This window comes from Blastococcus sp. DSM 46786 (assembly GCF_900109665.1).
GTDB lineage: Bacteria > Actinomycetota > Actinomycetes > Mycobacteriales > Geodermatophilaceae > Blastococcus > Blastococcus carthaginiensis.
Map to the genome: position 1 here is coordinate 1 of NZ_FOAO01000016.1, position 24,941 is coordinate 24,941.

The following is a 24,941-nucleotide window of genomic DNA, read 5'->3' on the forward strand; positions in this document are numbered from 1 at the left end:
CGTCGTCGGCGGGGTCGTCGTCGTCGGCGGGGTCGTCGTCGTCGGCGGGGTCGTCGTCGTCGGCGGGGTCGTCGTCGTCGGCGGGGTCGTCGTCGGCGCACTCGTGGTCGGCCCGCTGTCCGGCGCCGCGTCTCCCTGCCGGTCCACGCCCTCGAGGATGCGCCGGACCGCCGCCGGGAGCGTCGCAGTCCGACGATCGCCGATGAAGACGCTGGAACCGGCGCGTCCGCCGACGCCGACGCCGCCGTCGCCGTCGCCGTCGCCGTCGCCTGCTGATCGCGCCCCGTCGCCGACCGGTGCGGCCGGAACGCTCTCCTCAGCACCACCGTCCGGCGCGGACGCGAGCGGCGCGGCCTCCTGCTCTGCGGGTCCCCCGGTCAACCCGCCGAAGGGGAAGTTGGCCGCGACGGGCACACCGTCGCGCGGTTGGTCGGAGAGCACACCACCCCAGGCGAGGACTGCCACCGCGCAGCCGACGAGCCCGGCCGCGCACGCCAGGCCGATACCGAAGAGCGCGTCGAACGGATCGCGCTCCTCGACCCCCTCGAACTCTCGGTCCGGGTGGAAAGAACTGTCGCCGGCGTGACCTTCGTCATCCGGTTCGGGAGGGACGCTCAGGGGTGCCTCCTTCGATGGACCACGACCACCTCGGGGGCCGGGTGCGCGTGGTGAGCGTTCTGCCACGCCGGCACCCCGGCCGCAAGGGGCGCCGACACGGCATCGGGAGGCAGGCCTCCGCCACCCTGCGCGGTTCACCGTTCGGTGGCCGGTCGGTGACGCTGGGATGACGAAAGCCCGACGTGCCGGTGACCGCTGCGGAGCAGGACTGAGAACGGCCTGGTCGGGGCCCCTGAGGTCCGACCCGCGCCTCGGGCACGACGCCACCGCTCGCCCACGGTCGCGACGGAGTCGGGTTCGCATCGCTCGCTCAGGTGGTACACACGGCAGGCGGCGCAGAGCAGGCGGGCCAGCCGCTCCGTCGGGAAGGAGTGGTCGTGACGTCATCCCCACGCTTCGGCGGCCACCGGGTGCACGGTGCCGGATCCGCGCCTGCAGACCGCCGTGGCCCGGCGGTGCACCTGCACCTCTTCCGCTGGCTCGGCCCGGACGCCTTCAGTTCGGCGACGCTGTACCGGTGCCGGTGCGGCGAGGTCCGGTCCGGCTTCTGAGGGATCCCCGCACCGGCCCGCCCGCCCTCAGCGCGGCTGGTCGCCGAGCGGTCGGACGACCTGCGGAGCCAGCTCCAGGGAGTGCGCGTCGTCGGCACGGCGAAGCACCCAGCCGGCGGGGAGCACGAGTCGCGGAGCGACACCGATGAGGACGGCGACCAGGAACGCCACACCGGCCAGCGCCTCGCCGGACTCCTCGATGAAGGTGGCGGCGATACCCAGCGACGCCGGCGCGAGGGCGGACAGCGCCGAGAGGCCGACGGAGGCGACGCCGTAGCCGGCGAGGCTGCCCAGGACGCGGCGCCGGTCACGGCGCTCGGTGCGGCTGAGGAAGAACAGCACCCCGACGACGGCGAGGGCCGCGACCGCGCTGACGGCGATGGCGGCGGGCCGGCCGACGGCGGAGTACAGGGCGGCCATCGCGTCGGCGTGCACGGTGCCCCCGGCCTTGACCGACGCGATGCCGGCGGCGACCACCCCCACGGCCAGCCACCAGGTGCGGCGGCCGGGGTTGCGGGCGGCCCCGGCGACGGCGGCGATCGCGGCGACGGCGAAGAGGCCGGCCACGAACAGGCGGGGCAGGGAGAAGGGGGCGTCCATGGAGAGCAGCTGGGCGGCGGAGCCGGTGGCCCCGTTCAGGCGCAGCAGGAAGCCGGTGGCCATGAGCACGACCGCAGCAGCGGCCAGCCCGACCCCGACCGGGGGCAGCGGGACGGCGCGGCGGCGGGTGCGCACGACGGTGGCCGCGGGAGCGAGCTGCTCGACGGGGGCCCAGGACGGCGTCGTGAGGTCGTCCGCCCGGCGGATCACCTTCCCGAGCAGGACACCCAGGGACGCGGCGACCGCCATCCAGACGACCAGTCCACCGACGATCCAGGCCCACGACACGCGCTGATCATCGGCAGGGCGGCGGCAGAGCTTGACCCATGCGCGCCACGTGTCGGTACCGGCGGGGCTGCGGGGTCAGCTGAGGCCGGCGAGGTGGTGCCGCAGCCCGTCGCGCCAGTGCCCCGGCCGGAAGCCGGTGGCGCGGATCCGGGCCAGGTCGAGCACCGAGTTCAGCGGCCGCGGCGCGACGCCGGTCCGGCCGGCGAAGTACTCGGCCGTGCTCACCCGCGACACGTCGTCGGCGGAGCGGCCGCGCGCGGTGAAGACCAGCGCGGCGACGTCGGCCCACGACACGGGCTCGCCGTCGCCGGTGAGGTTGTATGTGCCGTAGGGCGCGCCGGTCACGACCAGGTGGCGGATGCCGGCGGCCAGGTCGCGGGCGCTGGTGGGCCGGCCGATCTGGTCGTCGACCACCGAGGGCGAGACACCGCGGTCGGCGAGGGCGGCCATGGTGCGCACGAAGTTGCCGCCCTCCCCCACCACCCAGGTGGTGCGCACCAGCCAGTGGCGTTCGACGGCGGTGGCGCGGGCGTCGCCGTCGGCCTTGCTGCGGCCGTAGACCGACAGCGGCGCGGGCGGCAGGTCCTCGGGGATCGGCCCGGGGTGCGTGCCGTCGAAGACGTACTCGCTGGAGAGGTGCACGAGCGCGGCACCGGCCCGGTCGGCGGCCCGGGCCAGGTGGGCGACGGCGTCGACGTTGACCGCCCGGACGGCCGCCAGGCTCGCCGGGTCCTCCGCGGCGTCGACCGCCGTCCAGGCGGCGGCGTTCAGGACGACGTCGACACCGGTCCAGTCGAACGCCTCCACCGCGGCGGCGTCGGTGACGTCGAGCGCCGCCCGGTCGAGGGCGACCGCGCCTGGGAATTCGCGCCGCAGCGCGCGGCCGAGCTGCCCGCCCGCGCCGACGATGACGGCGTTCACTGCCCCTGGGCGGCGTACGCCGCCTCGACGCCGTCCTTCAGGGGGCGCCACCAGGCCTCGTTCTCCCGGTACCAGTCGATGGTCGCGGCGAGCCCCTCGCGGAACTCGGTGTAGCGCGGCGTCCAGCCCAGCTCGGTGCGCAGCTTGGTGGCGTCGATCGCGTAGCGCAGGTCGTGGCCGGCGCGGTCGGTGACCGAGTCGAAGGCGTCGGCCGGCTGCCCGGTCAGCTCCAGGACCAGGGCGAGCACCTCGCGGTTGTTCTTCTCGCCGTCGGCGCCGATCAGGTAGGTCTCGCCGGAGCGGCCGCGGTCGAGGATCGCGTGGACGGCGGAGTTGTGGTCGTCCACGTGGATCCAGTCGCGCACGTTCTCCCCGGCGCCGTAGAGCTTTGGCCGCAGCCCGGAGAGCACGTTGGTGACCTGCCGCGGGATGAACTTCTCCACGTGCTGGTAGGGCCCGTAGTTGTTGGAGCAGTTGGAGAGGGTGGCGTGGATGCCGAAGGAGCGCACCCACGCCCGCACCAGCAGGTCCGAGCCCGCCTTGGTCGAGGAGTACGGGCTGCTGGGGTTGTACGGCGTCTCGGGCGTGAACTTCGCCGGGTCGTCGAGCTCCAGGTCGCCGTAGACCTCGTCGGTGGAGATGTGGTGGTAGCGGGCGCCGTGCCGGCGCACCGCCTCGAGCAGGGTGAACGTGCCGACGACGTTGGTTGTGAGGAACGGTGCGGGGTCGCGCAGCGAGTTGTCGTTGTGGCTCTCGGCGGCGAAGTGGACGACGACGTCGCAGCGGCCCACCAGCCGGTCGACGACGTCGGCGTCGGCCACCGAACCGTGCACGAACTCGATGTCGTCGCGGACCGGGGCCAGCGAGGCGGGGTTGCCCGCGTAGGTCAGCGCGTCGAGCACGGTGACCTCGTACTCGGGGTGCTCGCGCAACGTCTGGTGCACGAAGTTGGCGCCGATGAAGCCCGCGCCCCCGGTGACGAGCATGCGCATCGTCTGCTGAACCTCCACCGTGGATCCGCGACCGGACGACGCTCCCGTGCCCGGTCCCCGCGCTGGGGCGGGTCGTCGTGCAGGGAACGACGGTAGTCGCACCGAGCGGCGGGACCCGGCACCTCGCCGTCGGCCCCGCCCCCTTCGAGGGGGTGGCGTCCGGCACGCCGGACGCCCACGGTGCGACACCATTCCGAGTCCCTCCGGTCACCGACAGTGAGGCCGGGCCGCGCGTGGCCGCTGTTCATCCGAACGCCACCCGGCCCCGGTTTCCCTCGCCCAGACTTCGGCCGAAGGTGTTCGGGAGTGGAGCGACAGGGGGAACCGCATGTCCATCGGCCGGCCGTCGGATGCCGCGCGGGTGCCGCGCGACCTCCGCTCGCCGGCCGCGGCTCCCCCCGGACGTGCGCGCTGGTCCCGGCGCCTGCTGGTGACCGCCTTCCTGCTGCTGGGCGCCTGGACGGTGCTCGCCGCCACCACCGACGACGCGGCCCGGGCCGAGGCCCGGGTGCCCACGGAGGGTGACACCCACGTCGTCGCGCCGGCCGGTGCGGTGACGCCGCTCCCCGATCCGCCCGCCGGTCCGCCGCCCGAGGTTCCGGCCGACCCGCCGGTGGTCCCGCTCGACCCGCCCGTGGCCCCGCTCGACCCGCCCGTAATCCCGGTGGAGCCGCCGACGGTGCCGGTCGACCCGCCCGTGGTCGCGGTGGAGCCGCCGACGGTGCCGGTCGACCCGCCGGTGGTCCCGGTCGACCCGCCCGTGGTCCCGGTGGAGCCGCCGCCCGCCGGGGAGACGCCCGCCGGCGAAATCCCGGCCGACCCACCCCCCGCCGAGGAGATCCCCGCCGGCGAGACCCCGGCCGACCCGGCAGCACCTCCGGCGACCGAGACGCCCGCCGGCGAGACCCCGACCGACCCACCCCCCGCCGAGGAGACCCCCGCCGACCCGGCGGCACCTCCGGTGACCGAGACCCCGGACGAGCCGGCCCCGGCCACCGACGCGGACAGCCCGGCCACCGACACCGGGACCGACGCGGACCCCCCGGCCACCGAGACCCCGGCGTCGGAGCCGGCACCAGCCGCAGATCCCGCCGACGGCACGGAGGACCCGGCGCCGGCCGCTCCCGCGGCCGCCGACGAGCCGGCCGACCCGGCGCCCGCTGCCGAACCGGCGCCCGCTGCCGAACCGGCGGCGCCCCCCGAGGCGACCCCGCCAGTCCCCCCGGCCCCGACCGGGCCCACCGCGGCCGAGTGCGCCCCCGAACCCGGCACCGCGACCGTGGCACCGGCCTCCCCGGCGAAGGCCGCACCGGTGCCCGCGGGCGCGACCGGGCTCGGCCAGGCCCCGCCGGCCGACGCCCCCCCCGAGCCGGCGGCACCACCGGTGCGCCGGCCTCCCCCGCCCAGCCCGCCGGCGACGCCGGTCTCGCCGGTGCACGCGCCTGCCCCCGTGGGCCACACGTCGGCCTCGGTGTCCGGCGGCGGGTCGTGCGCCACGGGCCACACCGACCACGCGGACGCCGCGCTCGCGGTGCTCGACGCAGGTTTCCCCGCCTCCCTCGCCGGCTCGATCCGGATCGCTCGCGGGCACGACGCCGTCCTCCTGGGCCGCGTCGAGGACCCGGGTGCCAGCCCCGACTGACGGGCGCACCCCCTCCGTCCTGCCCCGCCGGTCCCCCCCGATCGGCTCGTCGAACAGTCCATGACTCCGCACGTGCGCGACCGCCCCCGGTGACTTCTCCGCACCGGGTGCCGGACCGCCGTTCGCACCGCAGGGAACTCACGCGATGAGCAGTGAAGCCGTTCCGTCCGAACACGTCACCCAGCACCGCGCCGCGCCGCTCCAGCGGCTGCCGCGGCCCGACCGGCTCCGCGGGGCCGGCACCGAAGCGCGCCGGGCCTGGCGCGGCCCCTACGTCCGCCGGCTCGTCGTGTGGGACGCGCTCTGCGCGAGCGCGGCCGCCGGCAGCGGTCTGCTCGCCCGCTTCGCCCCGCCGGACGCGGGGCTCACGACCGCCTCCCTGGCCATCGCCGTCGCCCTGCCGGCCGTCTGGCTGTTCGCCATGGTGGTCGCGCGCAGCTACGAGAGCCGGTACCTCTGGGAGGGGCCGGAGGAGTTCCGTCGGGTCTTCTTCGCCGCCGCGCTGCTGCTGGCCATCGTGGGCACGGTCTCGTGGGGCCTGAAGCTCGAGGTCGCCCGCGGGTTCGCCGTCGTCGCCCTGCCGCTGGCCACCCTGCTCACCCTCGCCCATCGGCAGGCGCACCGGTCGTGGCTGCGCCGGCAGCGGGCCCACGGGCGCTTCCAGCAGACGACGCTGCTCGTCGGCCACCGCACCGGCGTGGCGGCGCTCCGGGAGCAGCTGCACCGCGAGGCCGACCAGGGCTACCGCGTGATCGGGTACTGCCTGCCGCACGGCTCCGGCCTCCGCAGCGGCCCCGGCGGCCTGCCGGTCCTCGGTGCCCTGGACGAGGTGGTCGACGTCGTCGAGCGCTACGAGGTGGACACCGTGGCCGTGCTGCCGTCACCGGAGCTGGACGGCGCGGCGCTGCGCCGGCTGGGCTGGGAGCTGGAGAAGACCCAGGCCGATCTGCTGCTCGCGCCGTCGGTCTCCGAGGTCGCCGGCCCGCGCATCCGCGTGCGCCCGGTCTGCGGGCTCTCCCTGCTGCAGATGGAGCGCCCCGAGCTCCGCGGCCTCCACCGGCTGGTCAAGGAGTCGTTCGACCGGACTGCCGCTGTGCTGCTCCTGCTGCTGCTGGCGCCGGTCCTCCTCGCCGCCGCGGTGGCCGTCCGGTTCGACAGCCCGGGGCCGGTGCTGTTCCGCCAGGAGCGCGTGGGCCGCGACGGCCGCCGGTTCCCGATGCTGAAGTTCCGCAGCATGCACGTCGACGCGGAGCGCCAGGTCGCCCGGCTGGCGGCGGTGGACGAGGGCAACGGCGTGCTGTTCAAGATGCGCCAGGACCCGCGGGTGACGCGGGTCGGCCGGGTGCTGCGCCGGTACTCCATCGACGAGCTTCCCCAGCTGCTCAACATCGTGCGGGGCGAGATGTCGCTGGTCGGGCCGCGCCCGCCGTTGCCCTCGGAGGTCGAGCGGTACGGGGTGGAGATGCACCGCCGGCTGGCGGTCAAGCCCGGCCTCACCGGTCTCTGGCAGGTGAGCGGCAGGTCCGACCTGTCCTGGAGCGACTCGGTGCGGCTGGACATCCACTACGTGGAGAACTGGTCGCTGACGCTGGACCTGATGATCCTCTGGCGGACGGTGGGGGCGGTCTTCACCGGCCGCGGCGCCTACTAGGGACGACGAAGGGGCGGGCACCGCGCGTTCTGCGCGGCACCCGCCCCCTCGAGGGTCAGGTCAGCGGTAACCGGGAGAGACGTACCCGATGCCGACGGAGCCGGCCGGGACGAAGTCACCCGACGCGGGCTTGCCCTGGCTGAGGGTGCCGCTCAGGTTCCCGATCGACGGCCACGAGACGACGCCGTTGCTGATCTTCGCGGGGCAGCTGCGGTCATCGGTCTGCGGCCAGACGCTGTAGCCCATGTCCCGGCCGGAGCGCGGGTCGAGGTAGACGTTCTCGAGCGCCAGCGGGTAGGTGTTGCAGTCGATGCGGATGAACTGCCCGCCCCGCTCGATCGGGTTCACCTCGGAGCTGCCGACGTTGGCGTTCCGGATGGTGCCCTTGCCGATGGCCCCGAGGTCCTGGCGCACCTGGATGCCCTGGTAGTTGGTCGTACCGGTGAGCCGGTCGATCCGGTACTCGCGCACCCCGCCCCAGGGCTGGAAGACGTCGGCGTGGTTCACCGAGTACGTGCCACGCAGGGCGTCCATCCGGACGTTCTGGATCTGCACGGTCGCCTCGGGGGCGTTCACGGCGATGCCGTCGGCCTGCGAGCCGGCGACGTTGCCGTTGATGAGGACGCCCTCGATGTGGACGGTGCCGGTGCACTTGTGCACGTAGACGGCGCGCTGGTCGTCGTTGCCGATGCGGGCGGTGGGCAGGACGTTGATCTGCCCGCCCATGACGACGGCGTTGCGGCAGTTGGCGATGATGATCGGCGCGGCCGGGCGGTCGGCGGGCAGCTGGACCAGGACGTCCCCGCCCTTGCCGCTGACCGTGGTGACGGAGTTCGTCGAGGTGATGCGGGTGACCGGGTAGTTCTGCCAGCCGGCCGGCGGGGCCCAGCTGAGGGCGCCGGTGGAGGGGGTCGTCGCGCGGGCGGGCGGGGCGGTGGTCGTGCTGGGGGTGGTCGTGGCCGTGGTGGGCTTCGGAGCGGGGGCCGGGGTGGTGGTCGTGGCGGTGGGGGCCGGGCCCGTACCGGAGCGCGAGCCGGCCACCGGGGCCAGCTCCTCCGCCCGGGCCTGCGCCTGTGCCTCGGCCTGGGCGCCGGCGGCGGCCTGGTCGGCCGGGACCTCGCCGGCCGGGGCCGCGTCAGGGGCAGTGGCGGCCGGGGGCGGCTGCGTGGCGGGACGCGAGTCGCGGGACTCGACGGCAGGTGCGGCCTGCTCGGCGACGACGCCGGATCCCCCGCCCTGCACGATCGGATAGCTGAGGGGAAGGATCCCGATGAGCGCGAGGAGCAGCTGCGTCATGCGTCGGCGGGACATGCGCCGGCGACGACCGGGTCGGAGGCTTCGCCACTGTCGGTGAGCGTTTCGTGACACGCGACAGAAGGTAGCGTCACGGTTACATAACGCCAAGCCCGTTCGAGTGAATTTTTCGGGCCTCCCGCCGAGTCGTCACGGGTTCTGCTACGCGACTCGCGGCCTGACCAGCGCGGACGCCCAAACATGTGGGGGTGGACATTTTCGGCAGGTTCTGCCCGCGTCGGACCGGACCCCGGGGCCTCCGCCCGCCTAGGAAGGTCCCATGACGTGGGTACTGGTCCTCGTGGCCGCGTGGACGATGCTGGCCGTGCTCCTGGCGCTCGGCATCGGCCGGGCGGTGCGCACGGCCGATCGGCGGCACGCGGCGGACACCGCTGCGGTGCCCGATTTCGTGCCCGCGGAGTGGACCGCCGCCCCGCCCGTCGCCCGCCAGTAACCCGGCGAGAGCCCGCCAGGAGCCCGCCGCTGGTGGCGACGGAGTGCGCAGATGGTCAGTTCTCGGCACGGGACTTGCGCGTCCGCGCACACTGTCCTGACGCGAAGCGCTGGCCGGCCCACCGTGAACCAGTCGACGGTTGCGTGACGCGGTCCTAGGAGCTCGCCGGGCGCCGACGGCGGCCGAACGCGCCGAACGCACGCCGGGCACGTCCCGGGCCCGCGGACCGGTGGTCGAGCGCAGCCGGCAGCGACCCGTCCCCGTCGACCGCCCCGTCCGGCGCCGGGTGCCCACCGCTCCGGTCCACGTGCGCGGCGATCCGGACCGGCCCGGGCTCCACGGCGCCGTCGACCTCGGGGTGCAGCGAGATCAGCGCGGCCAGGACCGGCAGCAGGGCGTCCGCGACGGCCTGCCCGACCTCCTCGTGGCCCTCCAGGGAGCGGCCGATCGGATCCGCGATGTCGTCGCCCTCGTCGCCCCGGCGCCCGGGACGGGCCGCGGCCAGGGCGGCGACCAGCCCGCGGGCCCGGCCGGTGAAGCCCTCGCCCTCGGGCGGCCGGTCCTCCAGCGCGCCCAGCAGCGCGGCGGCCTCCCGCAGGGTGAACGTGCGCGCCAGCGCCCGTGGCGCGAGCTCCAGCACCGTGCGGCGGTGGTCCCGGGTCAGCGTCAGGACGAGGTCGGCCTCGGCGACCATCCCCGGCTCCAGCTGCCGGGCCACGAACCCCTCGGGGTCGCCGCCGAACCCGGAGATCACCAGGGCGCTCCGGGGGTGCATCGGGGAGCCGGTCACCGCGCGGGTGCCCGCGCTGACCAGCCGGACGTCGGAGGCCGCGTCGCCGAGGAGCCCGCGCAGGTAGGACCGCCCCAGCCCCTCCCCCATGGCCGACCGGCAGATGTTCCCGGTGCACACCAGCAGGACGGTCAGGGGTGTGGCGGGGATCTGCTCGTCGGGCACGCCCCCAGTCTGATCGGCGCCGGCCACCGCCCGAAACCTCCGATGGGGTGGTTCGGTTCCGGAGGAAAGCCACGCCGGAGCCCGGGTACTAGGCTCGCCGCGACACCGGACGCACCGACGGAGCGCCCGGGAGCAGACACCGCCGGCGTGCCCACGTCTCACACCAGAAGGGGTCCGGATGCCCCGGAGCGGCTTGAACGAGAGCCTCCGACACGTTTTCCAGCCGGCCCACCGCAGGGTCGCCGGGCTCCTCCCCCTACCCTTGCGGCGGCGGTACCTCTACCTGGCCGGGCACGGCCGGCTCCCGCGCCTGCGCGACCCGCAGACCTTCGGGGAGAAGATCAACTGGCGCATCATGCACGACCGGCGGCCGGTGCTGGCCTGGACGTGCGACAAGCTGGCGATGAAGGACCACGCTGCGCAGGTGGCGGAGGAGGCCGGCATCTCGGTGCCGGAGACCTTCTGGTCGGGCACCGACCTCACCGAGGTGGCCGGCCGGATGTTCGACCGCCCGTGGGTGCTCAAGCCCAACCACCGCAGCGGGCTGGTCCGCTTCGGCCGGGCCGACGAGTCGGTGGACGCCCGCACGATCGCGGCGACGAAGACCTGGCTCCGCGACGACCAGAGCGTGCTGCTCGGCGAGTGGGCCTACAGCCAGGCGCGACCGCTCTACGTCCTCGAGGAGGCCATCGGCGACGGCGTGACGCCGCCCGACGACTACAAGTACCTGATGTTCGACGGCAAGATCGCCGCGGTGTCCGTGGACACGGGCCGCTTCACCAAGCAGCACTCGCGCACCTTCTACACGGCCGACTGGGAGCCGCTGCACGTGGCGACCGCCCTGGGCAGCGGCGAGCCGGGCCCGCCGCCGGAGAACCTGGCCGCCCTGAACCACGCGGCCGAGGTGCTCGCCCGTCCCTTCGACTTCATGCGGGTCGACCTCTACAACGTCGACGGCGTGATCTGGTTCAGCGAGTACACGCCCTACCCGGGCGGAGGTGTGCTGCCGTTCGAGCCGCACAGCTTCGACGCCTGGCTCGGGGAGCAGTGGACGCTGCCCGAGCTCGACGACGTCGCGGCTCGGTGATCCGGGCACGATGCGAGGATCGACGCCCGGCTCCGGCCGGCACCATCACCACGACGACGGCGCACTCCGCGTCCTGAGCATCGGCCCCACCGGCGGCCAGTCCGGCGGCATGGCGTCGGTCGTCGCCGAACTCGAGGCGCAGAACGGCCTCAGCGACGCACCCGTGCAGCTGCGGGTCGTGGATTCCGGGGGCATCGGGCCGACCCCGCGGCGGGCCGCCAACTTCGCCCGCTCTCTGCTCACCGCCGGCACCGCGCGCGCCGACGTCGCCCACCTGCACGTGGCCAGCCGCGGGAGCACCTGGCGCAAGATGGCGGTCGCGGCGGCGTGCTCGCTGCGCGGCCTGCCCTACGGCATCCACCTGCACGGCGCCGGGTACCGCGGCTTCCTCGAGGCCGTCTCCCCGGCCGCGAAGCGCCGCATCGAGCGGTTCTTCCGCCGCGCCGCGTACGTGGTGGTCCTGGGCGGCCCCTGGGCCCAGCTGGTCACCGAGGAGCTGGGGGTGCCCGCCGAGCGGGTGCACGTCGTGCACAACGGCGTGGCCGACGGCGCCCCGCCCGTGACGCCCTGGCCGGCCGCCCGCCCCAGGCGGGTGGTGCTGATGGGGCGGATCGACGAGTCCAAGGGCGTGCCGGAGCTGCTGCGCGCCTTCGAGCGGCTCGACGGCCTCACCGACGTGGAGCTGGTCCTCGCCGGCCCGCCGGTCGACCCCCGCGTCGTCGCGCTGGTGGAGGAGGCCGTCCGCAGCCGACCCGGCCGGATCTCCTACGCCGGCTCGCTCCCGCGCTCGGAGGCCCAGGAGCTGCTGCGCACGGCCTACCTGCTCGCGCTGCCCAGCCACGCCGAGGGGCTGCCGATGGTGGTCATCGAGGCGATGTCCCGGGGCATCCCGGCCGTGACGACGCCGGTGGGTGCCATGGAGGAGCTGGTCACCCACGGCGCGAACGGCTTCCTCGTGCCTCCCGGCGACGTCGACGCCCTCGCCGAGCACCTGGTGTGCCTGCTGGGCAGCACGGAGCTGCGGGACGAGATGGCCCGGGCGGCCTACGGCACGTGGGCGGCGGGCTTCGACGCCCGCACCATGTACGCCGACATCCGCGCGTGCTGGCGGAGCACGGCGGACGCTCAGTAGGCGCCGCGCCCGCGGAGGACCGCGCCGAGGGTCTTCCAGAGGATCATCATGTCGAAGCTCAGCGACCAGTTCTCCACGTACCGGACGTCGATGCGCACCGAGTCGTCCCAGGAGAGGTCCGAGCGACCGCTGATCTGCCACAGCCCGGTGATGCCGGGCTTGACCAGGAAGCGGCGGCGCATGTCGAAGCCGTAGCGCTCGGTCTCGCTGGGCAGCGGCGGGCGCGGGCCGACCAGGCTCATGTCGCCGCGCAGCACGTTGATCAGCTGAGGCAGCTCGTCGAGGGAGTACCGGCGCAGCAGGCGCCCGACGCGGGTCACGCGGGGGTCGACCTTGCGCTTGTAGAGCACGCCGTTGCCGTCGTTGTCGGCCTCCAGCACCTCGGCCATCCGGTCGGCGCCATGCACCATGCTGCGGAACTTGAGCATGGAGAACGTCTGCCCGTCACGGCCGACGCGGGTCTGCTCGAAGAAGACCGGCCCCCGGCTGGTCGTTTTCAGCGCCAGCGCGATGACGAGGAACAGCGGCAGCGTCACCAGCAGCGCCGTGGCGGCCAGCGAGGCGTCGACCGCCGTCTTGGCCAGCCGGCGCACCCCGCGCAGCTCCGGGCGCTCGACGTGCAGCAGCGGGAGCCCGCAGACCGGGCGGATGGCTACCCGCGGGCCGACGACCTCGGTCACCGCGGGGGCGAGCAGCAGCTCGGCCTCGGTCTTCTCCAGATCCCAGCCCAGCCGGCGCAGCGAGGGGCCGTCCAGCTCGGGGCAGGGCATGACGGCGACGGTGTCGACCTCGAACCGCTGCACCACGTCGAGCACCTCGTCGAGGCCACCGAGGACGGGCAGGCCGTCGAAGTCGGTGGGGCCGTCGGCCGCCTTGCCGTCCGGCAGGCAGCACCCGATGACCCGGTAGCCGTGGTAGCCGGCGCGGTCCAGTTCGGCGTGAAGCGAGGCGACGGCGTTGCGGTGCCCGACGACGACCGTCGTCTGCTGGAAGGCCCCGCCGTTGCGGGCGCGGTGCAGCGCCTGCCGGCGCAGGTAGCGCTGCAGCAGCGTCAGCACCGTCGCGAGAGGGAGGGCGATGACGACGAAGCCGCGCGCGACGCGCAGGTCCAGCCCCCAGGAGACCACGGCCACCGCAGCCAGCAGGACGGCCGCGGCATGCAGGACCCGCCGGAACTCCTCGGCACCCACCCAGAGGAAGCGCTCCTCGTAGCTCCGCCCGATGTGCATGGCGGCCACCCACATCGCAGGCATCGCCAGCGCGGCCCACAGCGAGTACTGGGCGGCGCCGTCGACGTCGGTCCCGAAACGGCCGAAGTAGCCGATCGTGGCCGCGAGCACGGCGGCGACCGCGTCCCCGAGCACGATGCTGCGCACGTAGGCCGTGCGCCACGCCCGACGCGCCTCGGTGCCCTCCCCCCGCAGGCGGCGCAGGCCGGGGAAGCGGGTCCGCACCGTGGCCGGCAGCACCTCACGAGTGGTCTGGTCGTGAGAAACCTGCATGGGGTTACCGAGCCTCCTGGGTGCGTCTGGTCGTCGTCTCGGCGACTCGAACATCTCGCCGCCCCACTCTGGTCACGCTGAGTGAGCAGAAGAGGGCAGCGAGGCCCCTTTGCCTCGGCCGGTCGAACCGCCGAACTCGACGTTAGCGGTTGCGTGACGATTTGGCTCGCTCACGACATAACCCTACGTAACGGACATGTGCACCCACAGAGCGTGAGCGGTACAGGTCACATCCGTGTCGGCATCTGCTCGCGACGGAGCCGAGGCGCCCCCGATCAGCTCCGACTGGCCGAGTCCGAGCGCTGGGGCGGCTGGGGCGGCCCGACGGCGGGGATCTCGGTGGTCGCCGGACCCGTCGGCACCTCGGCCCGAGTCGCGCCGGCCGGATCGGTGGTCGGCACCCCGGCCCGCGTCGCACCCCCCGGCTCCGTCCGCACGTCGCCCCCGGTTCGGTCACCCGGCGCCTGGGGCTTCTCCTGGGCGGCGACGGGCCGGGGCTTGGGGTCGGGCTCCGTGGGGGCGTCCCCGTCGTAGCCGTAGGAGTGCGGCGACGACGACGCCGGCGCCATGGTGAGGATGATGCCCAGGGTTCGCGCGCCCACCCGGTCGAGGACGGCCGCGGCGCGCTCCAGCTCTTCCCGCCGGGTCTTGCCCTGGCGCACCGACAGCAGCACGCCGTCCATCACCACGGCGACGGCGCTGGCGTCGGCGACCGGCAGCAGCGGGGGCGTGTCGACGATGACGTAGTCGTGGGTGGCCCGCAGCCGGTCGACCAGGGCGCGCAGCTGGCTGGACGCCAGCAGCTCGCTGGGGTTGGGCGGGATGGACCCGGCGCCGAGGACCGAGAGCCGGCCGTTGGCGTAGGGCTGCAGGACGTCGTCGATGTCGGCGGCGCCGGTGAGGACGCTGGTCAGCCCGGCGCCGTCGACGAGCCCGAGGTACCGGACCACCCGGGGGTGCCGCAGGTCGGACTCGACCAGCGCGACCCGGTGCCCGCCCTCGGCCAGGGTGAGGGCGAGGTTGATCGCGACGGTGCTCTTCCCCTCGGCGGCGACCGCGCTGGACACCATGATGACCCGCGGCGGCTCGTCCACGTTGAGGAACTGCAGGTTGGTGCGCAGCTGGCGGAAGGCCTCGGCGTTGCCCGACCGGCTGTTCCGCTGCAGCACGTGCCCGGAGGCGAGCTTCGGGTCGCGGGCGACGGTGCCGATCACGGGTGCGCCGGCCGCGTCGGAGGCGACCTTCGCGTCGCGCACCGAGCGGTCCATGCGCACCCGGGCGTAGGCGAGCGCCAGGCCGACGAGCAGGCCGATGAGCACGCCGACGGCGATGTTGGCGTAGAGGTTGGGGGCGGAGGGCTCCTCGGCGACCTCGGGGTTGTCGAGGACGGTCACCTTCACCGGCACGGTCGTCACCGGCTCGACCTCGGGGTCGGTCGGCACCGTGGTGGTCGCCTCGACCTCGAGCACCAGGTCGGTGAACTCGGCGGCGACCGCCGCGGCGATGTCGCGCGCCCGCTGGGGCGAGGTGTCGGTCACCACGACCCCGAGGACGGTCGTGTCCGGCACCACCGAGGCCTCGACCCGCTCCTGCAGGCCCCCCGCCGTGAGGTCCAGGTCCAGCCGGTCGATGACACCTTCGGCCAGGCGCTCGCTGTCGAGGATCTGGACGTAGGAGGCCACCCGGTTCTGGGCGAACTGGCTGCCCTGGAACGCAGCGGTGGTGGAGGTGGCGTCCGTCGACGTCACCCACACCTGCGCCGCCGACGTGTACGTCGGCGTCATCATCAGGGCCATCGCGGCCCCGACGCCCCCACCCAGGAGCATCCCGATCACGGGCAGGAACCACCCGGCCCGGAACGCCGCGATGGTGTCTCTGGATTCCACTACTTCCTCGTCTCCGATGATCGAGGCCCACAGGTGTGAGCCGCAGTCGCGGTCGTCGCAGGGCCGCGGCTACCCCCCGTTCGATTCGTGCAGTTGCTGAGCGCCCTAGGCTAGATATCCTGCGCCCGATCCGGGCGGGTGGCGTCACCCGTTCGGGCCTCTTCCACGCAGTTCTGCCAGTGCTCGACGAACACGCGCCGGACGACGGCGTTCGAGTGCCGCTCCCGGACACGGTCCCACGCGCGGCGCCCGAGGCCCTGCGCCAGCTCCGGCGAGCCTGCCATCCGGCGGATCGCCGTCCCGAGGGCGTCGGCGTCGGCCGGCGGGACCACCATGCCGGTGTCGTCGACCACCTCGGCGATCTGGCCGACGTCGCTGGCGATGACCGGGGTGGCCAGGCTCATCGACTCCAGGATGATCATCGGCATCGCCTCGGCCCGGCTGGGCAGCACGAGCGCGACCGCGGTCCGCAGCCGGGCGCGCACCTCCTCGGGGGTGACCGGCCCCTCGAACACCACCCCGTGCGGGAGCGGGTCGGGCAGCCGGAACTGCGGGGCGAGGTCGCCGAACAGGACGAGCTGCTGGCCGTCGAGCCGGGCGGCCGACCACGCGTCCAGGAGGACGTCGGCGCCCTTGCGCGGCCCGATCTCGCCGGCGAAGACGAACCCGGAGCGGTCCGACCCGACCGGTTCCTCCTCGATCGGCACGGCGTTGGCCACCCGGACCGCGTCGACGCCGAGCGAGCGCAGCACCTCGGCGGCCGGCTCGGTGAGCACGAAGACCACCGCGGGCCGGCGCAGCACCAGGCGGGCGAGCCGGCGGTTGCCCTCGGCGAACGCGACGAACTGCGAGCCGTGCACGAGGACCGTGCAGCAGACCCCGCGCCGGCGGGCGAGGGCGAGCAGCAGGCCCTCGCGCAGGAACGAGCCCTGCTGGGTCAGGTGGAAGTGCCACACGTCGGTGGGCTCCACCTTGCTGAACAGCACGTTCAGCACCGTGCGGGCGAACGCGGAGAGCGTGCGCCGCCGGTCGCCGTGCCAGTAGGTGGGCCACTCCCGCACCTCGAGGTCGGGGCCGGACCAGGTGTTCGTCGTGCGCACCACGGAGGAGACACCGCCGCGCCCCTGCGAGGCGTTGCCGATCTGCGTCACGCGCAGCGCGGGCCGCGACGGCCGGCTCACGCCGACGTGTCCCCGGATCGGCGGATCACCACACCCGAGGGGTCGAGCTCGTCGGTGGTCAGCTCCCCGGGGGAACGCAGCAGGACCAGCCCGCGCCGGGCGAGCTCGCGGGCCACCTGCAGCTGGTGGTCGTCCACGTGCTCGCCGCGCGCGGCCAGCCGCGGGAGGACGACCGGCCGGACGCCGAGCTCGAGCGCGCGGAGCAGGGTGCCCACGCCGGCGTGGGTGACGAAGACGTCGCTCTCGGCCACCAGGCGGTCGAACTCCTCCGCGCGCAGCTCCTGGTTGACGTCGCCGGGCAGGTCGTCGCGCGTCGTGACCCCGAGTTGCCAGGTGACGGTGTCGCCGGGGCGCATCCGGTCCCGCACGGCGTCGACCAGCGCGTCGAAGCGGAACGGCTTGATGGTGCCGAGGCTGACGAAGATGCGGCGCCCCTCGCCGTCGCGGGCCGGGCGGTCGGCCGCCGGGACGGCGGTGTAGTCGTCGAGCAGCGAGGGGCCCAGCTGCCACCCGGGGCGGTCGGCCCAGGCGGCGTGCTGGCTGTAGCGCTGCACCCGCGGCAGCCGCTCGAGGATGCGGCCGGTGGCCGACGGCCCGTCGAAGCGGGAGACGCTCTCGATGTAGACGAACGGGAGCCGCCGCAGCTGGGCGATGGCCCAGGCGGCCGTCCCGACCGCGGCCCCGGTGCTCAGGACGACGTCGAAGCGCTCGCGGCGCGTGGCCCGGAACAGCCGGATGCCGGCGCGGACCGCCGGGGCGAGGCCGCGCGGGGGCACGTAGTCGAGGGTGACCACGCGGCGGTCGCGCAGCAGCGACCGGCTCTGCTCCGAGTCGAACGTGGCGAAGACGGAGTCCGGCTGGAGGCCGAACCGCTCGGACCACCGGACGATCTGGGCGAGATGGCCACCGGTCGAGGCGACCAGGAGCGCGCGCTTGCCGCTGAGCGCGGCGGACAGCTCCACCCGCTCACCTGCCGGTTCGGCTCGATCCCGTCGTGGTGACACCACCGAAGCGTAATGGGGGCCGGCCGCGCAACCGACCTCGCGCTCGTGATGTCGCCGGTTGGTGTGGCCGATGTCAGCCGACGGGAGCCGGGGAGGTGACCCGGGCCACGTCGCCGCGCCCGCCCGCACCCGCGTGCCCGGCGCCGGCCGGCTGCTCGTCGGCGGCGGCGTCGGTGTCCTCGTCGGTGTCGGTGGCCCGGCCACCGAAGGATCCCAGCAGCCCGATCAGGACGAAGAGGGGGATGTAGGACGGCGGGGAGACGAACACCGGGTTGCCGGTGGACTCCAGCAGGTACTGCACGATCCAGGCGATCCCGGTCAGCCCCAGGAAGCGGGCGACCGGCTGGTCGTCGCGCGAGAGCCGGCGCAGCCGCCGGAAGACGGCGACCAGCGCCACGAGGAACGCCAGCATCCCGAGGAAGCCGCTCTCGGCGAGCACCGCCGGCCACATGGTGTCGGTCAGGAACATCGCGTTGCCGGTGCGCTCGGAGAGGCCCCAGACGTTCTGGTAGCCGCGCTCGAGGTACAGCGGGCTGTAGAACTCCGAGGCCGTGTCGGAGCCGAAGCGGCCGAACCCGGCGCCGAGCGGGAAGTAGTCCTGGGCGACGAAGAAGGAGTCCCGGGTCATCAGCGTGCGGGCCGCGGTGCCCTCGGACTGGTCCAGGTAGGTGGCGACGATGCCCTGCAGCGCGTTGAGCAGCGTCGACCAGAACACGATGACGATGCCGACGACGGCGGTGATCGCCGCGGGGAAGACGCCGGACCGCCCGGCCCGCGAGCTCAGCCACAGGAAGCTGCCCATCATCCCCAGCCAGGTCTTGCGCCGGAAGGAGAGGATGGCGACCAGGGCCATGCCGGCGGAGAGCAGCCAGGTGAAGCGGGTCGAGCCCATGGTGGTGTTCCACGCGACGACGGCGAGGAAGCCCAGGGCCGCCATGATCCCGAGCGTGCCGGGCTCGACGAACGGGCCGATCAGCGACGGGATGGCCGCGCGGAAGCTGAGCTGGTCGATGTTGCCGACCGTGCTCTGCCAGGTCTGCGGGATGGCCAGGTTGACCACGCAGCAGGCGATGATGAAGAGGAGGACGCCGACCCCGCCCTTGGCGAGGCGGCGCACGTCGTCGCTGGTCCAGTGCAGCTGCGCCACGGCCAGCGCGAGCAGGATGCCCTTCCCGGCGAGCGTGGTGCCCGACGCCAGGACGGCGAGCGGCACGCCCACGACGAGCCCGCTTCCCACCCCGAGCGCGCCGTAGAGGGCCCACCAGACCAGCCCCGGGAAGCTCCGCAGCGGCTGGCCGCGGAAGAGTCGGGGCCCGATGCAGACCAGCAGCGACGCCGCGATCGCCAGCTCGTCGAGCAGGTCCACCGCCGCGCTGCCGCTCACCTGCGCGGCCGTCTTGCCGAAGATGCTCACCAGGATCGCGGCCGCCACGAAGCGCTTGGGGTGGTCGACGCCCCAGACGAGGACGGGCGCGGCGACCACCAGCACGAGGACGAGGACGGGCTGGTAGGCCGCGGCGGCGGTCAGCCCCGCGACGGCGAGCACGCAGACGGCCAGCGTGCGCGGCACGGTCCTGGTCAGCGCGTCGCCCACCTCGACCCCCTCCCGCCAGCCGGCCGCCCCGTCCGGGCGGTACGGTTCCCACCGGTCCGGTGCGGAGCGTTCCACTCGGGCCGACCCTCGACAATGCCACGCCGCAGCAAGCCTCCCCGGCGGTAGCGACCGGCGTCACACCCGTTCGGGTCGTCAGGGCACCTGCACGGACGATTCTCGCTGCTCCGGCGGCCACCCGGCTGGCGTTCGGGCCGGTGCGTGGTCGAACATGGCGGAGGCCCGCGGCGGACGGACCGGGGAACCACCCCGGCCGACGCGCCGGACCACCTCGACCCGAACCACAGGAGCACTGCGTGAAGATCTCGGTCATCGGCTGCGGGTACCTGGGCGCCGTCCACGCCGCGTCGATGGCCGAGCTCGGTCACGACGTCGTCGGCATCGACGTCGACCAGGCCAAGATCGCCTCGCTGTCGAAGGCCGAGGCGCCGTTCTTCGAGCCCGGCTTCGAGGAGCTGCTGGAGCGCACCCTGGCCACCGGGCGGCTGCGCTTCTCCACCGACTTCGCCGACGCCGCGGGCTCCGCCGTCCACTTCGTCTGCGTGGGCACCCCGCAGAAGCGCGGCGAGTACGCCGCCGACATGCGCTACGTGCAGGGCGCGGTCGAGTCGCTGCTCGACGTCCTGGCCCCCGGCGAGCTCGTCGTCGGCAAGTCCACCGTGCCGGTGGGCACGGCCGCGCAGCTGGCCGAGCTGATCGCCGACAAGGCGCCCGGCGCGCTGCTGGCGTGGAACCCGGAGTTCCTGCGCGAGGGCTTCGCGGTGCAGGACACGCTGCACCCCGACCGGCTGGTCTACGGGCTGCCCGCCGGCGCCGACGGCGACACCGCCCGGGCGCTGCTCGACGAGGTGTACGCGTCGATCGTCGAGCGCGGCACGCCAAAGGTGGAGAGCGACTACGCCACCGCCGAGATGGTGAAGACGGCGGCGAACTCGTTCCTCGCTACGAAGATCTCCTTCATCAACGCGATGGCCGAGCTGTGCGAGGCCACCGGCGCCGACGTGAAGCTGCTGGCCGACGCCATCGGTTTCGACGACCGGATCGGCCGCAAGTTCCTCAACGCCGGCCTCGGCTTCGGCGGCGGCTGCCTGCCCAAGGACATCCGCGCCTTCATGGCCCGCGCCGGTGAGCTCGGTGCCGACCAGGCGCTGACCTTCCTGCGCGAGGTCGACAACATCAACATGCGCCGCCGCATCCGCATGGTGGAGCTGGCCCGCGAGGTCTGCGACGGCTCGCTGCTGGGCAAGCGGGTCGCCGTCCTGGGCGCGGCCTTCAAGCCCGACAGCGACGACATCCGCGACTCGCCGGCGCTCAACGTCGCCGCGCAGCTGCAGCTGCAGGGCGCCGTCGTCCGGGTGACCGACCCGGCGGCCGTCGAGAACAGCCGCCGGCAGTGGCCGCAGCTGGACTACGCGGCCACCCCCGAGGAGGCCGCCGAGCGCGCCGACGCCGTCCTGGTGCTCACCGAGTGGAAGCAGTACCGCGAGCTGGACCCGGTGGCGTTCGGCCGGATCGTCAAGCAGAAGCGCGTCCTGGACGGGCGCAACGCCCTCGACCGCGAGGCCTGGACCGCCGCCGGCTGGACCTACCGGGCGCTCGGCCGCCGCGCCGGCTGACCCCGGTCCACCGAACTCCCCTGCCGTGCCCCTGACCCGCCGCGCCCGCCGATGGTGATCCGTCGCGTGGGCCGGGCCGTGCGCGGGGGCAAGCTGGTCAGCCGGGGCCTCACCGTCGCCGACCAGGCGATCTCCAGCGCCAGCAACATGCTGCTGTCGGTGGCGATCGCCACCGGCGTCAGCGCCAGCGTCTTCGGTGAGTTCGCGCTGATCTACAGCATCTACTGGCTGCTGCTGGGCGGCACGCGCGCCGCCGTCCTCGACCCGCTGCTGATCACCCAGCGGAACGTGCTCAAGGGCGCGCCGGTGCACCTGGTCGCCGCTGTGTCGGCGACGGCGGTCGGCGCGATCGGCATCCCGGTCGGCCTGCTGCTGCTGGCCACGCCGCTGGACCTCGCCTGGGCCGTGTTCTTCCTCGGCCTGCCCGTCCTGCTGCTGCAGGACGCCCTGCGCTACGTCGGCTTCCTCGAGCAGCGGCCGGGCCGGGCGGTGCTGCTGGACGGCGTGTGGCTGGTGGTCATGGTGGTCGCGACCGTCCTGGCGCTCACCGAGGCGATCTCGGGGACGGCGGCGGTGCTGGCGCTGTGGATCCTCGGCGCCCTGCTGGCCGACGTCATCGGGCTGGTGGCGTTCGGCATCCGGCGGGAGCCGGTGCGGCTGAAGGCGCGGCTGAAGGCGATGTGGCCGGTCTCCGGCCCGCTGCTGGGCGACTTCGCGCTCTCCTCCGGCTCCGGCCAGCTGACGATCTTCGTGCTGCCGCTGGTGGCCGGCACGGCGCTGCTCGGCCAGCTGAAGGCCGCGCAGGTGGCCAACGGACCGCTCAACATCACCGTCGCCGCCGCGAGCGTCATCTGCCTGCCGATGGTGGCGAGCGCGGTGGAGTCCGACGCCGGCCGGGCATTGCGCATCGGCCGGTTCGCCTCGCTGGCGCTGGCCGGGGTCGCGGTCGTCTACGGCACGGCGCTGGTGCTGCTGCCGGAGGGCGTGGGCCGGGCGCTGTTCGGCGAGTCGTGGGGCTCGGGCTGGCTGGTGGCCGCGGTGAGCCTGCAGATGGTGCTCTTCGGCATCACCCACGGCGCGCTGCTGGCGATGCGCGGTTCCCGCAACACCAAGGCGGCGCTGCGCGTGCGCATCGGCGTGGCGCCGCTCGCGGTGTTCCTGCCCGTCACCCTCACCGCCGTGTGGGGCCGCACCGGGCTGATGGCGGGGCTGGTGATCGCCGCGGCCACCATGTCGCTGGTGAGCTGGCTGGTCGCCGTCCGGGTGGTGCCGCAGACGCCGCCCGCCGAGCCCGGGCCGGACGATGACGAGCCGGTCGACGCCCCATCGGACGCCCCGACCGGCAAGAACCCACTCGGCTCGCCGGCGTCAGCGGCGCAGTAGCGTCAGTCGCCCGCCGGCTCGATCGCGACGCTCGCCCGCGACTCGCCCCAGCGGGCGTCGGAGAAGTAGACGGTGTGCTCGCGCCGGGTGTTGCTGGCGGCGTAGATGCCCTGCTTGAAGTAGATGCTCTGGCCCTCGAACAGGGTGGCCCCGACGGCGTTGACCACCCGCTCCCCGTCGATCCACACCTGCACGTTGCCCTGGTCGGGGTCGGTGGACCACTCGATGCGCACGGTGTGGTCCAGCCACTCCCCCCGCTCCAGCGGGCCGAGATCGTAGGTGGCGGCGTACTGGGCGGATTCGCGCCCCTGCAGCCCGCCGCGCACGGAGAGCCGGATCTCGGGGTCGGGGCCGGCGGTGACCCAGAGGTCGACGTTGGGCGAGCCCTCGTTCGCCGTCTGGTGCCACTGGGTGTAGATGAGGAACTCGTCGCCGCCGTCCCACACGAAGTCCTCGGGGAAGTACGTCGACCAGGAGTACCACTGGACGTCGCCCTCGCGGGGGACGCCGGCCTCCTGGATGGTGGAGCGCACCTCGCCGCGGATGGTGGTGTCGACGCCGAAGGTGAAGTCGCCCGGGCGGGCGGAGAAGGCGGCGGAGTACTCGGAGCCGGGGCGGGCCGGCTCCTCGACGACCCGGACCTGCTCGGAGCGGGCGGCCTGGACCTCGCTCCAGTCGGAGAGGTCGCCGCCGGCGTAGCTCCACACCTGCTCGGGCTCCGCCGTCTCCTCGGACGACGCCGATCCCGAGGGGGAGGCCTCCGTCGGGCGGGTGATGTCGAACCGGTCCCCCGTCGTCGGGACGGGCTCGAGGTCGGATCGCGGGATGGCCGTGGACTCGATCGGCGTCGACGTCGGCTCGGCCGTGGCGTGCGGGGCCTCGCCCTCGCCCTCGCCGGCGTCGGGCTCGTCGGAGCCGCAGGCGGTCAGGACGAGCGACGCCGTCACCACCAGGGCGAGCGGGAGCCGGCGGCGTCCTCGAATCACTTCGGTTCCCTCTTGGTCCTGGTCTCGGCACGGTGGGCGGCGCAGCGCCCCGGACGACGGTCGGCCCGCACGGCGCGGGCCCGCGCCGGGTGACCACGGGCGGGGTGCCCGAGGTTACCCATCGCGAGCTCGTGCCCGAGGGGTCACCGGTACGCAGGAGGAAACGAGGTGTTCACGTCCTGTGTTCCCCGACGCCCAGCGGTGACGGCGAGCAGCCTCTACTGTGGAGAGCAATGATCTTCTCCGGGCGTGTCGTCGACGAGCAGCCCGAGGTGCCCCGTGCGCCTCGGAAGGGCTAGCGGTGTCGGCACCACATCCCGGCACGACGTCCCGCGGCACCCCGGCCCGCTCGGCCGGCCAGCGCTCGGGCGAGCGGCAGGCCGGCCGCCCATCGGCGATCCCCGCCCGCCCGCGCGCCTCGTCGTCCGGCCCCACCCCCGCCCGGGCGACCGCGCGGCTGGACTCGCTGACCGGTCTGCGGTTCGTCGCCGCGTTGCTGGTCTTCGCCTCGCACTCGATCGCGTCGTTCGAGTTCACGCCGGTCGCGGAGGCGATCGACCCGTACCTGGAGCCGGGCGCGGCCGGGGTGAGCTTCTTCTTCATCCTCAGCGGGTTCGTGCTCACCTGGACCCACCGGCCGGGTGACAAGGCGGGCCCCTTCTACCGACGGCGGTTCGCGCGCATCGCGCCGGCGTACTGGGTCGCCGTCCTGGCGTTCATCCCGCTCAACGCGCTGGCTCGGCCGGAGGAGACCGGGGAGCTCCTGTGGCACATGGCGCCGTCGTTCATCGGCCTGCACGCGTGGATCCCGGACAACGAGTACTACTGGGCCGGCAACGGCGTCACGTGGTCGATCTCGTGCGAGATGTTCTTCTACGCGATGTTCCCGCTGCTCATCGTGCAGGCGCTGCGGCTGTCGCAGCGGGCGCGGTGGTGGGCGGCCGGGGTGCTCTGCGTGCTGGTGATCGTGCCGCCGTTCGTGCTGGCGCCGCTGACCCACGGCGAGACGGTCGCCGACTGGGCGATCTTCATCTTCCCCGTGCAGCGGCTGTGGGAGTTCTGCCTCGGCATCCTGATCGCGCTGTGGATCAAGGAGGGGCGCCGGATCCGGCGGATCGGGCTGGGCGGCTCGCTGGTGCTGGTCGCCGTCGCCTACCTCATCGCCGCCTACGCCCCGGCGTACCTGATCTGGGTGGCCATCCCGTTCATCCCCTTCGCGCTCACCATCGCGACGGCGGCGCAGGCCGACCTGGACGGGCGCCCGTCGGTGTTCCGCCACCCGGTGCTGGTGAAGCTCGGCGAGTGGTCGTTCGCCTTCTACCTGACCCACCAGCTGGTCATCCGGGCCGTGGACTACGTGCTCGAGCCCACCACCGTGGCGATCGCCCTCGGCGCGACGGTGCTGGCCCTGGCGGGCTCGATCGCCAGCGCCTACGTGCTGTTCACGGTGGTCGAGAAACCGCTGGAGCGGCGGCTGCGCGGCGGCTCGCTGCCGGTCAGCACCGGCGGCGGCGGCCACACCCCGCGGCGGTAGCAGGTCTCCTCGCACGGTCGCCCGCCCTGGCAGCCACGCCGGCCTGACGCACC

At 74.2% G+C, this 24,941-nt stretch carries 19 protein-coding genes; 8 read left to right on the plus strand and 11 right to left on the minus strand.

Annotated elements, in window-relative coordinates:
* Positions 1-1,196 precede the first annotated feature (1,196 nt).
* The 3 genes from BMW62_RS15020 to rfbB form a co-directional block, all read right to left on the minus strand.
* A complete protein-coding gene (locus tag BMW62_RS15020; RefSeq protein WP_091932104.1) occupies positions 1,197-2,057 on the minus strand; it encodes a hypothetical protein in 861 nt (286 codons plus the stop codon).
* A gap of 75 nt (positions 2,058-2,132) precedes the next feature.
* Positions 2,133-2,978: an SDR family oxidoreductase gene (locus BMW62_RS15025; protein WP_211435144.1), complete on the minus strand. Its 846-nt coding sequence runs from the start codon at positions 2,976-2,978 to the stop codon at positions 2,133-2,135.
* Complete coding sequence (gene rfbB, locus BMW62_RS15030; RefSeq protein WP_244524064.1) at positions 2,975-3,988, minus strand: dTDP-glucose 4,6-dehydratase; 1,014 nt, start codon at positions 3,986-3,988, stop codon at positions 2,975-2,977. The genes BMW62_RS15025 and rfbB overlap by 4 nt, the downstream gene beginning before the upstream one ends.
* Positions 3,989-4,298: 310 nt before the next feature.
* Between rfbB and BMW62_RS15035 the strand changes: the two genes are divergently transcribed.
* Both BMW62_RS15035 and BMW62_RS15040 read left to right on the plus strand, forming a co-directional pair.
* The gene (locus BMW62_RS15035) at positions 4,299-5,612 is read left to right on the plus strand and encodes a hypothetical protein (RefSeq protein ID WP_091932107.1); all 1,314 of its coding nucleotides are present in this window, start codon (positions 4,299-4,301) and stop codon (positions 5,610-5,612) included.
* A gap of 145 nt (positions 5,613-5,757) precedes the next feature.
* On the plus strand, positions 5,758-7,263 hold the full coding sequence (locus BMW62_RS15040; RefSeq protein ID WP_091932109.1) for a sugar transferase: 1,506 nt from the start codon (positions 5,758-5,760) through the stop codon (positions 7,261-7,263).
* Between the two features lie 60 nt (positions 7,264-7,323).
* Here BMW62_RS15040 and BMW62_RS22715 read toward each other — a convergent pair whose 3' ends face one another.
* The gene (locus BMW62_RS22715) at positions 7,324-8,559 is read right to left on the minus strand and encodes a hypothetical protein (protein WP_091932112.1); all 1,236 of its coding nucleotides are present in this window, start codon (positions 8,557-8,559) and stop codon (positions 7,324-7,326) included.
* A gap of 277 nt (positions 8,560-8,836) precedes the next feature.
* On the opposite strand from BMW62_RS22715, the gene BMW62_RS22720 reads away from it, so the two are divergent.
* On the plus strand, positions 8,837-9,010 hold the full coding sequence (locus BMW62_RS22720) for a hypothetical protein (RefSeq protein WP_170852399.1): 174 nt from the start codon (positions 8,837-8,839) through the stop codon (positions 9,008-9,010).
* 154 nt (positions 9,011-9,164) lie between these two features.
* Here BMW62_RS22720 and BMW62_RS15050 read toward each other — a convergent pair whose 3' ends face one another.
* Positions 9,165-9,965: an arsenate reductase/protein-tyrosine-phosphatase family protein gene (locus BMW62_RS15050; protein ID WP_211435145.1), complete on the minus strand. Its 801-nt coding sequence runs from the start codon at positions 9,963-9,965 to the stop codon at positions 9,165-9,167.
* Between the two features lie 262 nt (positions 9,966-10,227).
* Here BMW62_RS15050 and BMW62_RS15055 point away from each other — a divergent pair, with 262 nt between their 5' ends.
* Positions 10,228-11,052, plus strand: a complete 825-nt coding sequence (locus BMW62_RS15055; protein WP_170852400.1) for an ATP-grasp fold amidoligase family protein — start codon at positions 10,228-10,230, stop codon at positions 11,050-11,052.
* A gap of 10 nt (positions 11,053-11,062) precedes the next feature.
* Positions 11,063-12,184: a glycosyltransferase family 4 protein gene (locus BMW62_RS15060; RefSeq protein ID WP_091932118.1), complete on the plus strand. Its 1,122-nt coding sequence runs from the start codon at positions 11,063-11,065 to the stop codon at positions 12,182-12,184.
* Here BMW62_RS15060 and BMW62_RS15065 read toward each other — a convergent pair.
* From BMW62_RS15065 to BMW62_RS15085, 5 genes are all read right to left on the minus strand, one after another.
* On the minus strand, positions 12,178-13,686 hold the full coding sequence (locus BMW62_RS15065; protein ID WP_091932121.1) for a sugar transferase: 1,509 nt from the start codon (positions 13,684-13,686) through the stop codon (positions 12,178-12,180). The two genes, BMW62_RS15060 and BMW62_RS15065, sit on opposite strands and share 7 nt — an antisense overlap.
* Before the next feature lie 275 nt (positions 13,687-13,961).
* Positions 13,962-15,572 carry a polysaccharide biosynthesis tyrosine autokinase gene (locus tag BMW62_RS15070; RefSeq protein ID WP_091932123.1) on the minus strand — a complete coding sequence of 537 codons (1,611 nt, stop codon included), beginning with the start codon at positions 15,570-15,572 and terminating at the stop codon, positions 13,962-13,964.
* A gap of 110 nt (positions 15,573-15,682) precedes the next feature.
* Entirely contained in the window at positions 15,683-16,753 is a 1,071-nt protein-coding gene (locus tag BMW62_RS15075) for a glycosyltransferase family 4 protein (protein WP_170852401.1), read from the minus strand.
* Complete coding sequence (locus BMW62_RS15080) at positions 16,750-17,715, minus strand: glycosyltransferase (RefSeq protein WP_091932126.1); 966 nt, start codon at positions 17,713-17,715, stop codon at positions 16,750-16,752. The genes BMW62_RS15075 and BMW62_RS15080 overlap by 4 nt, the downstream gene beginning before the upstream one ends.
* A 115-nt stretch (positions 17,716-17,830) precedes the next feature.
* Positions 17,831-19,426, minus strand: a complete 1,596-nt coding sequence (locus BMW62_RS15085; RefSeq protein WP_091932129.1) for an O-antigen ligase family protein — start codon at positions 19,424-19,426, stop codon at positions 17,831-17,833.
* 239 nt (positions 19,427-19,665) lie between these two features.
* Here BMW62_RS15085 and BMW62_RS15090 point away from each other — a divergent pair, with 239 nt between their 5' ends.
* Positions 19,666-20,985 carry a UDP-glucose dehydrogenase family protein gene (locus BMW62_RS15090; RefSeq protein WP_091932132.1) on the plus strand — a complete coding sequence of 440 codons (1,320 nt, stop codon included), beginning with the start codon at positions 19,666-19,668 and terminating at the stop codon, positions 20,983-20,985.
* A gap of 66 nt (positions 20,986-21,051) precedes the next feature.
* A complete protein-coding gene (locus BMW62_RS15095) occupies positions 21,052-22,368 on the plus strand; it encodes an MATE family efflux transporter (RefSeq protein WP_091932136.1) in 1,317 nt (438 codons plus the stop codon).
* Between the two features lie 2 nt (positions 22,369-22,370).
* Here the strand turns inward: BMW62_RS15095 and BMW62_RS15100 are convergent, their stop codons facing one another.
* Positions 22,371-23,354, minus strand: coding sequence for a polysaccharide lyase (locus BMW62_RS15100; RefSeq protein WP_170852402.1), 984 nt, complete (start codon positions 23,352-23,354; stop codon positions 22,371-22,373).
* 301 nt (positions 23,355-23,655) lie between these two features.
* Here BMW62_RS15100 and BMW62_RS15105 point away from each other — a divergent pair, with 301 nt between their 5' ends.
* The gene (locus tag BMW62_RS15105) at positions 23,656-24,888 is read left to right on the plus strand and encodes an acyltransferase family protein (RefSeq protein WP_139206281.1); all 1,233 of its coding nucleotides are present in this window, start codon (positions 23,656-23,658) and stop codon (positions 24,886-24,888) included.
* The last annotated feature ends 53 nt before the right edge of the window (positions 24,889-24,941 follow it).

Bases quoted from the DNA above. Each gene is read 5' to 3' on its own strand.
- BMW62_RS15060 (WP_091932118.1), top strand. From the start codon at position 11,063: ATGCGAGGATCGACGCCCGGCTCCGGCCGGCACCATCACCACGACGAC.
- BMW62_RS22715 (WP_091932112.1), bottom strand. From the start codon at position 8,559: ATGACGCAGCTGCTCCTCGCGCTCATCGGGATCCTTCCCCTCAGCTAT.
- BMW62_RS15040 (WP_091932109.1), top strand. From the start codon at position 5,758: ATGAGCAGTGAAGCCGTTCCGTCCGAACACGTCACCCAGCACCGCGCC.
- BMW62_RS22720 (WP_170852399.1), top strand. From the start codon at position 8,837: ATGACGTGGGTACTGGTCCTCGTGGCCGCGTGGACGATGCTGGCCGTG.
- BMW62_RS15035 (WP_091932107.1), top strand. From the start codon at position 4,299: ATGTCCATCGGCCGGCCGTCGGATGCCGCGCGGGTGCCGCGCGACCTC.
- BMW62_RS15065 (WP_091932121.1), bottom strand. From the start codon at position 13,686: ATGCAGGTTTCTCACGACCAGACCACTCGTGAGGTGCTGCCGGCCACG.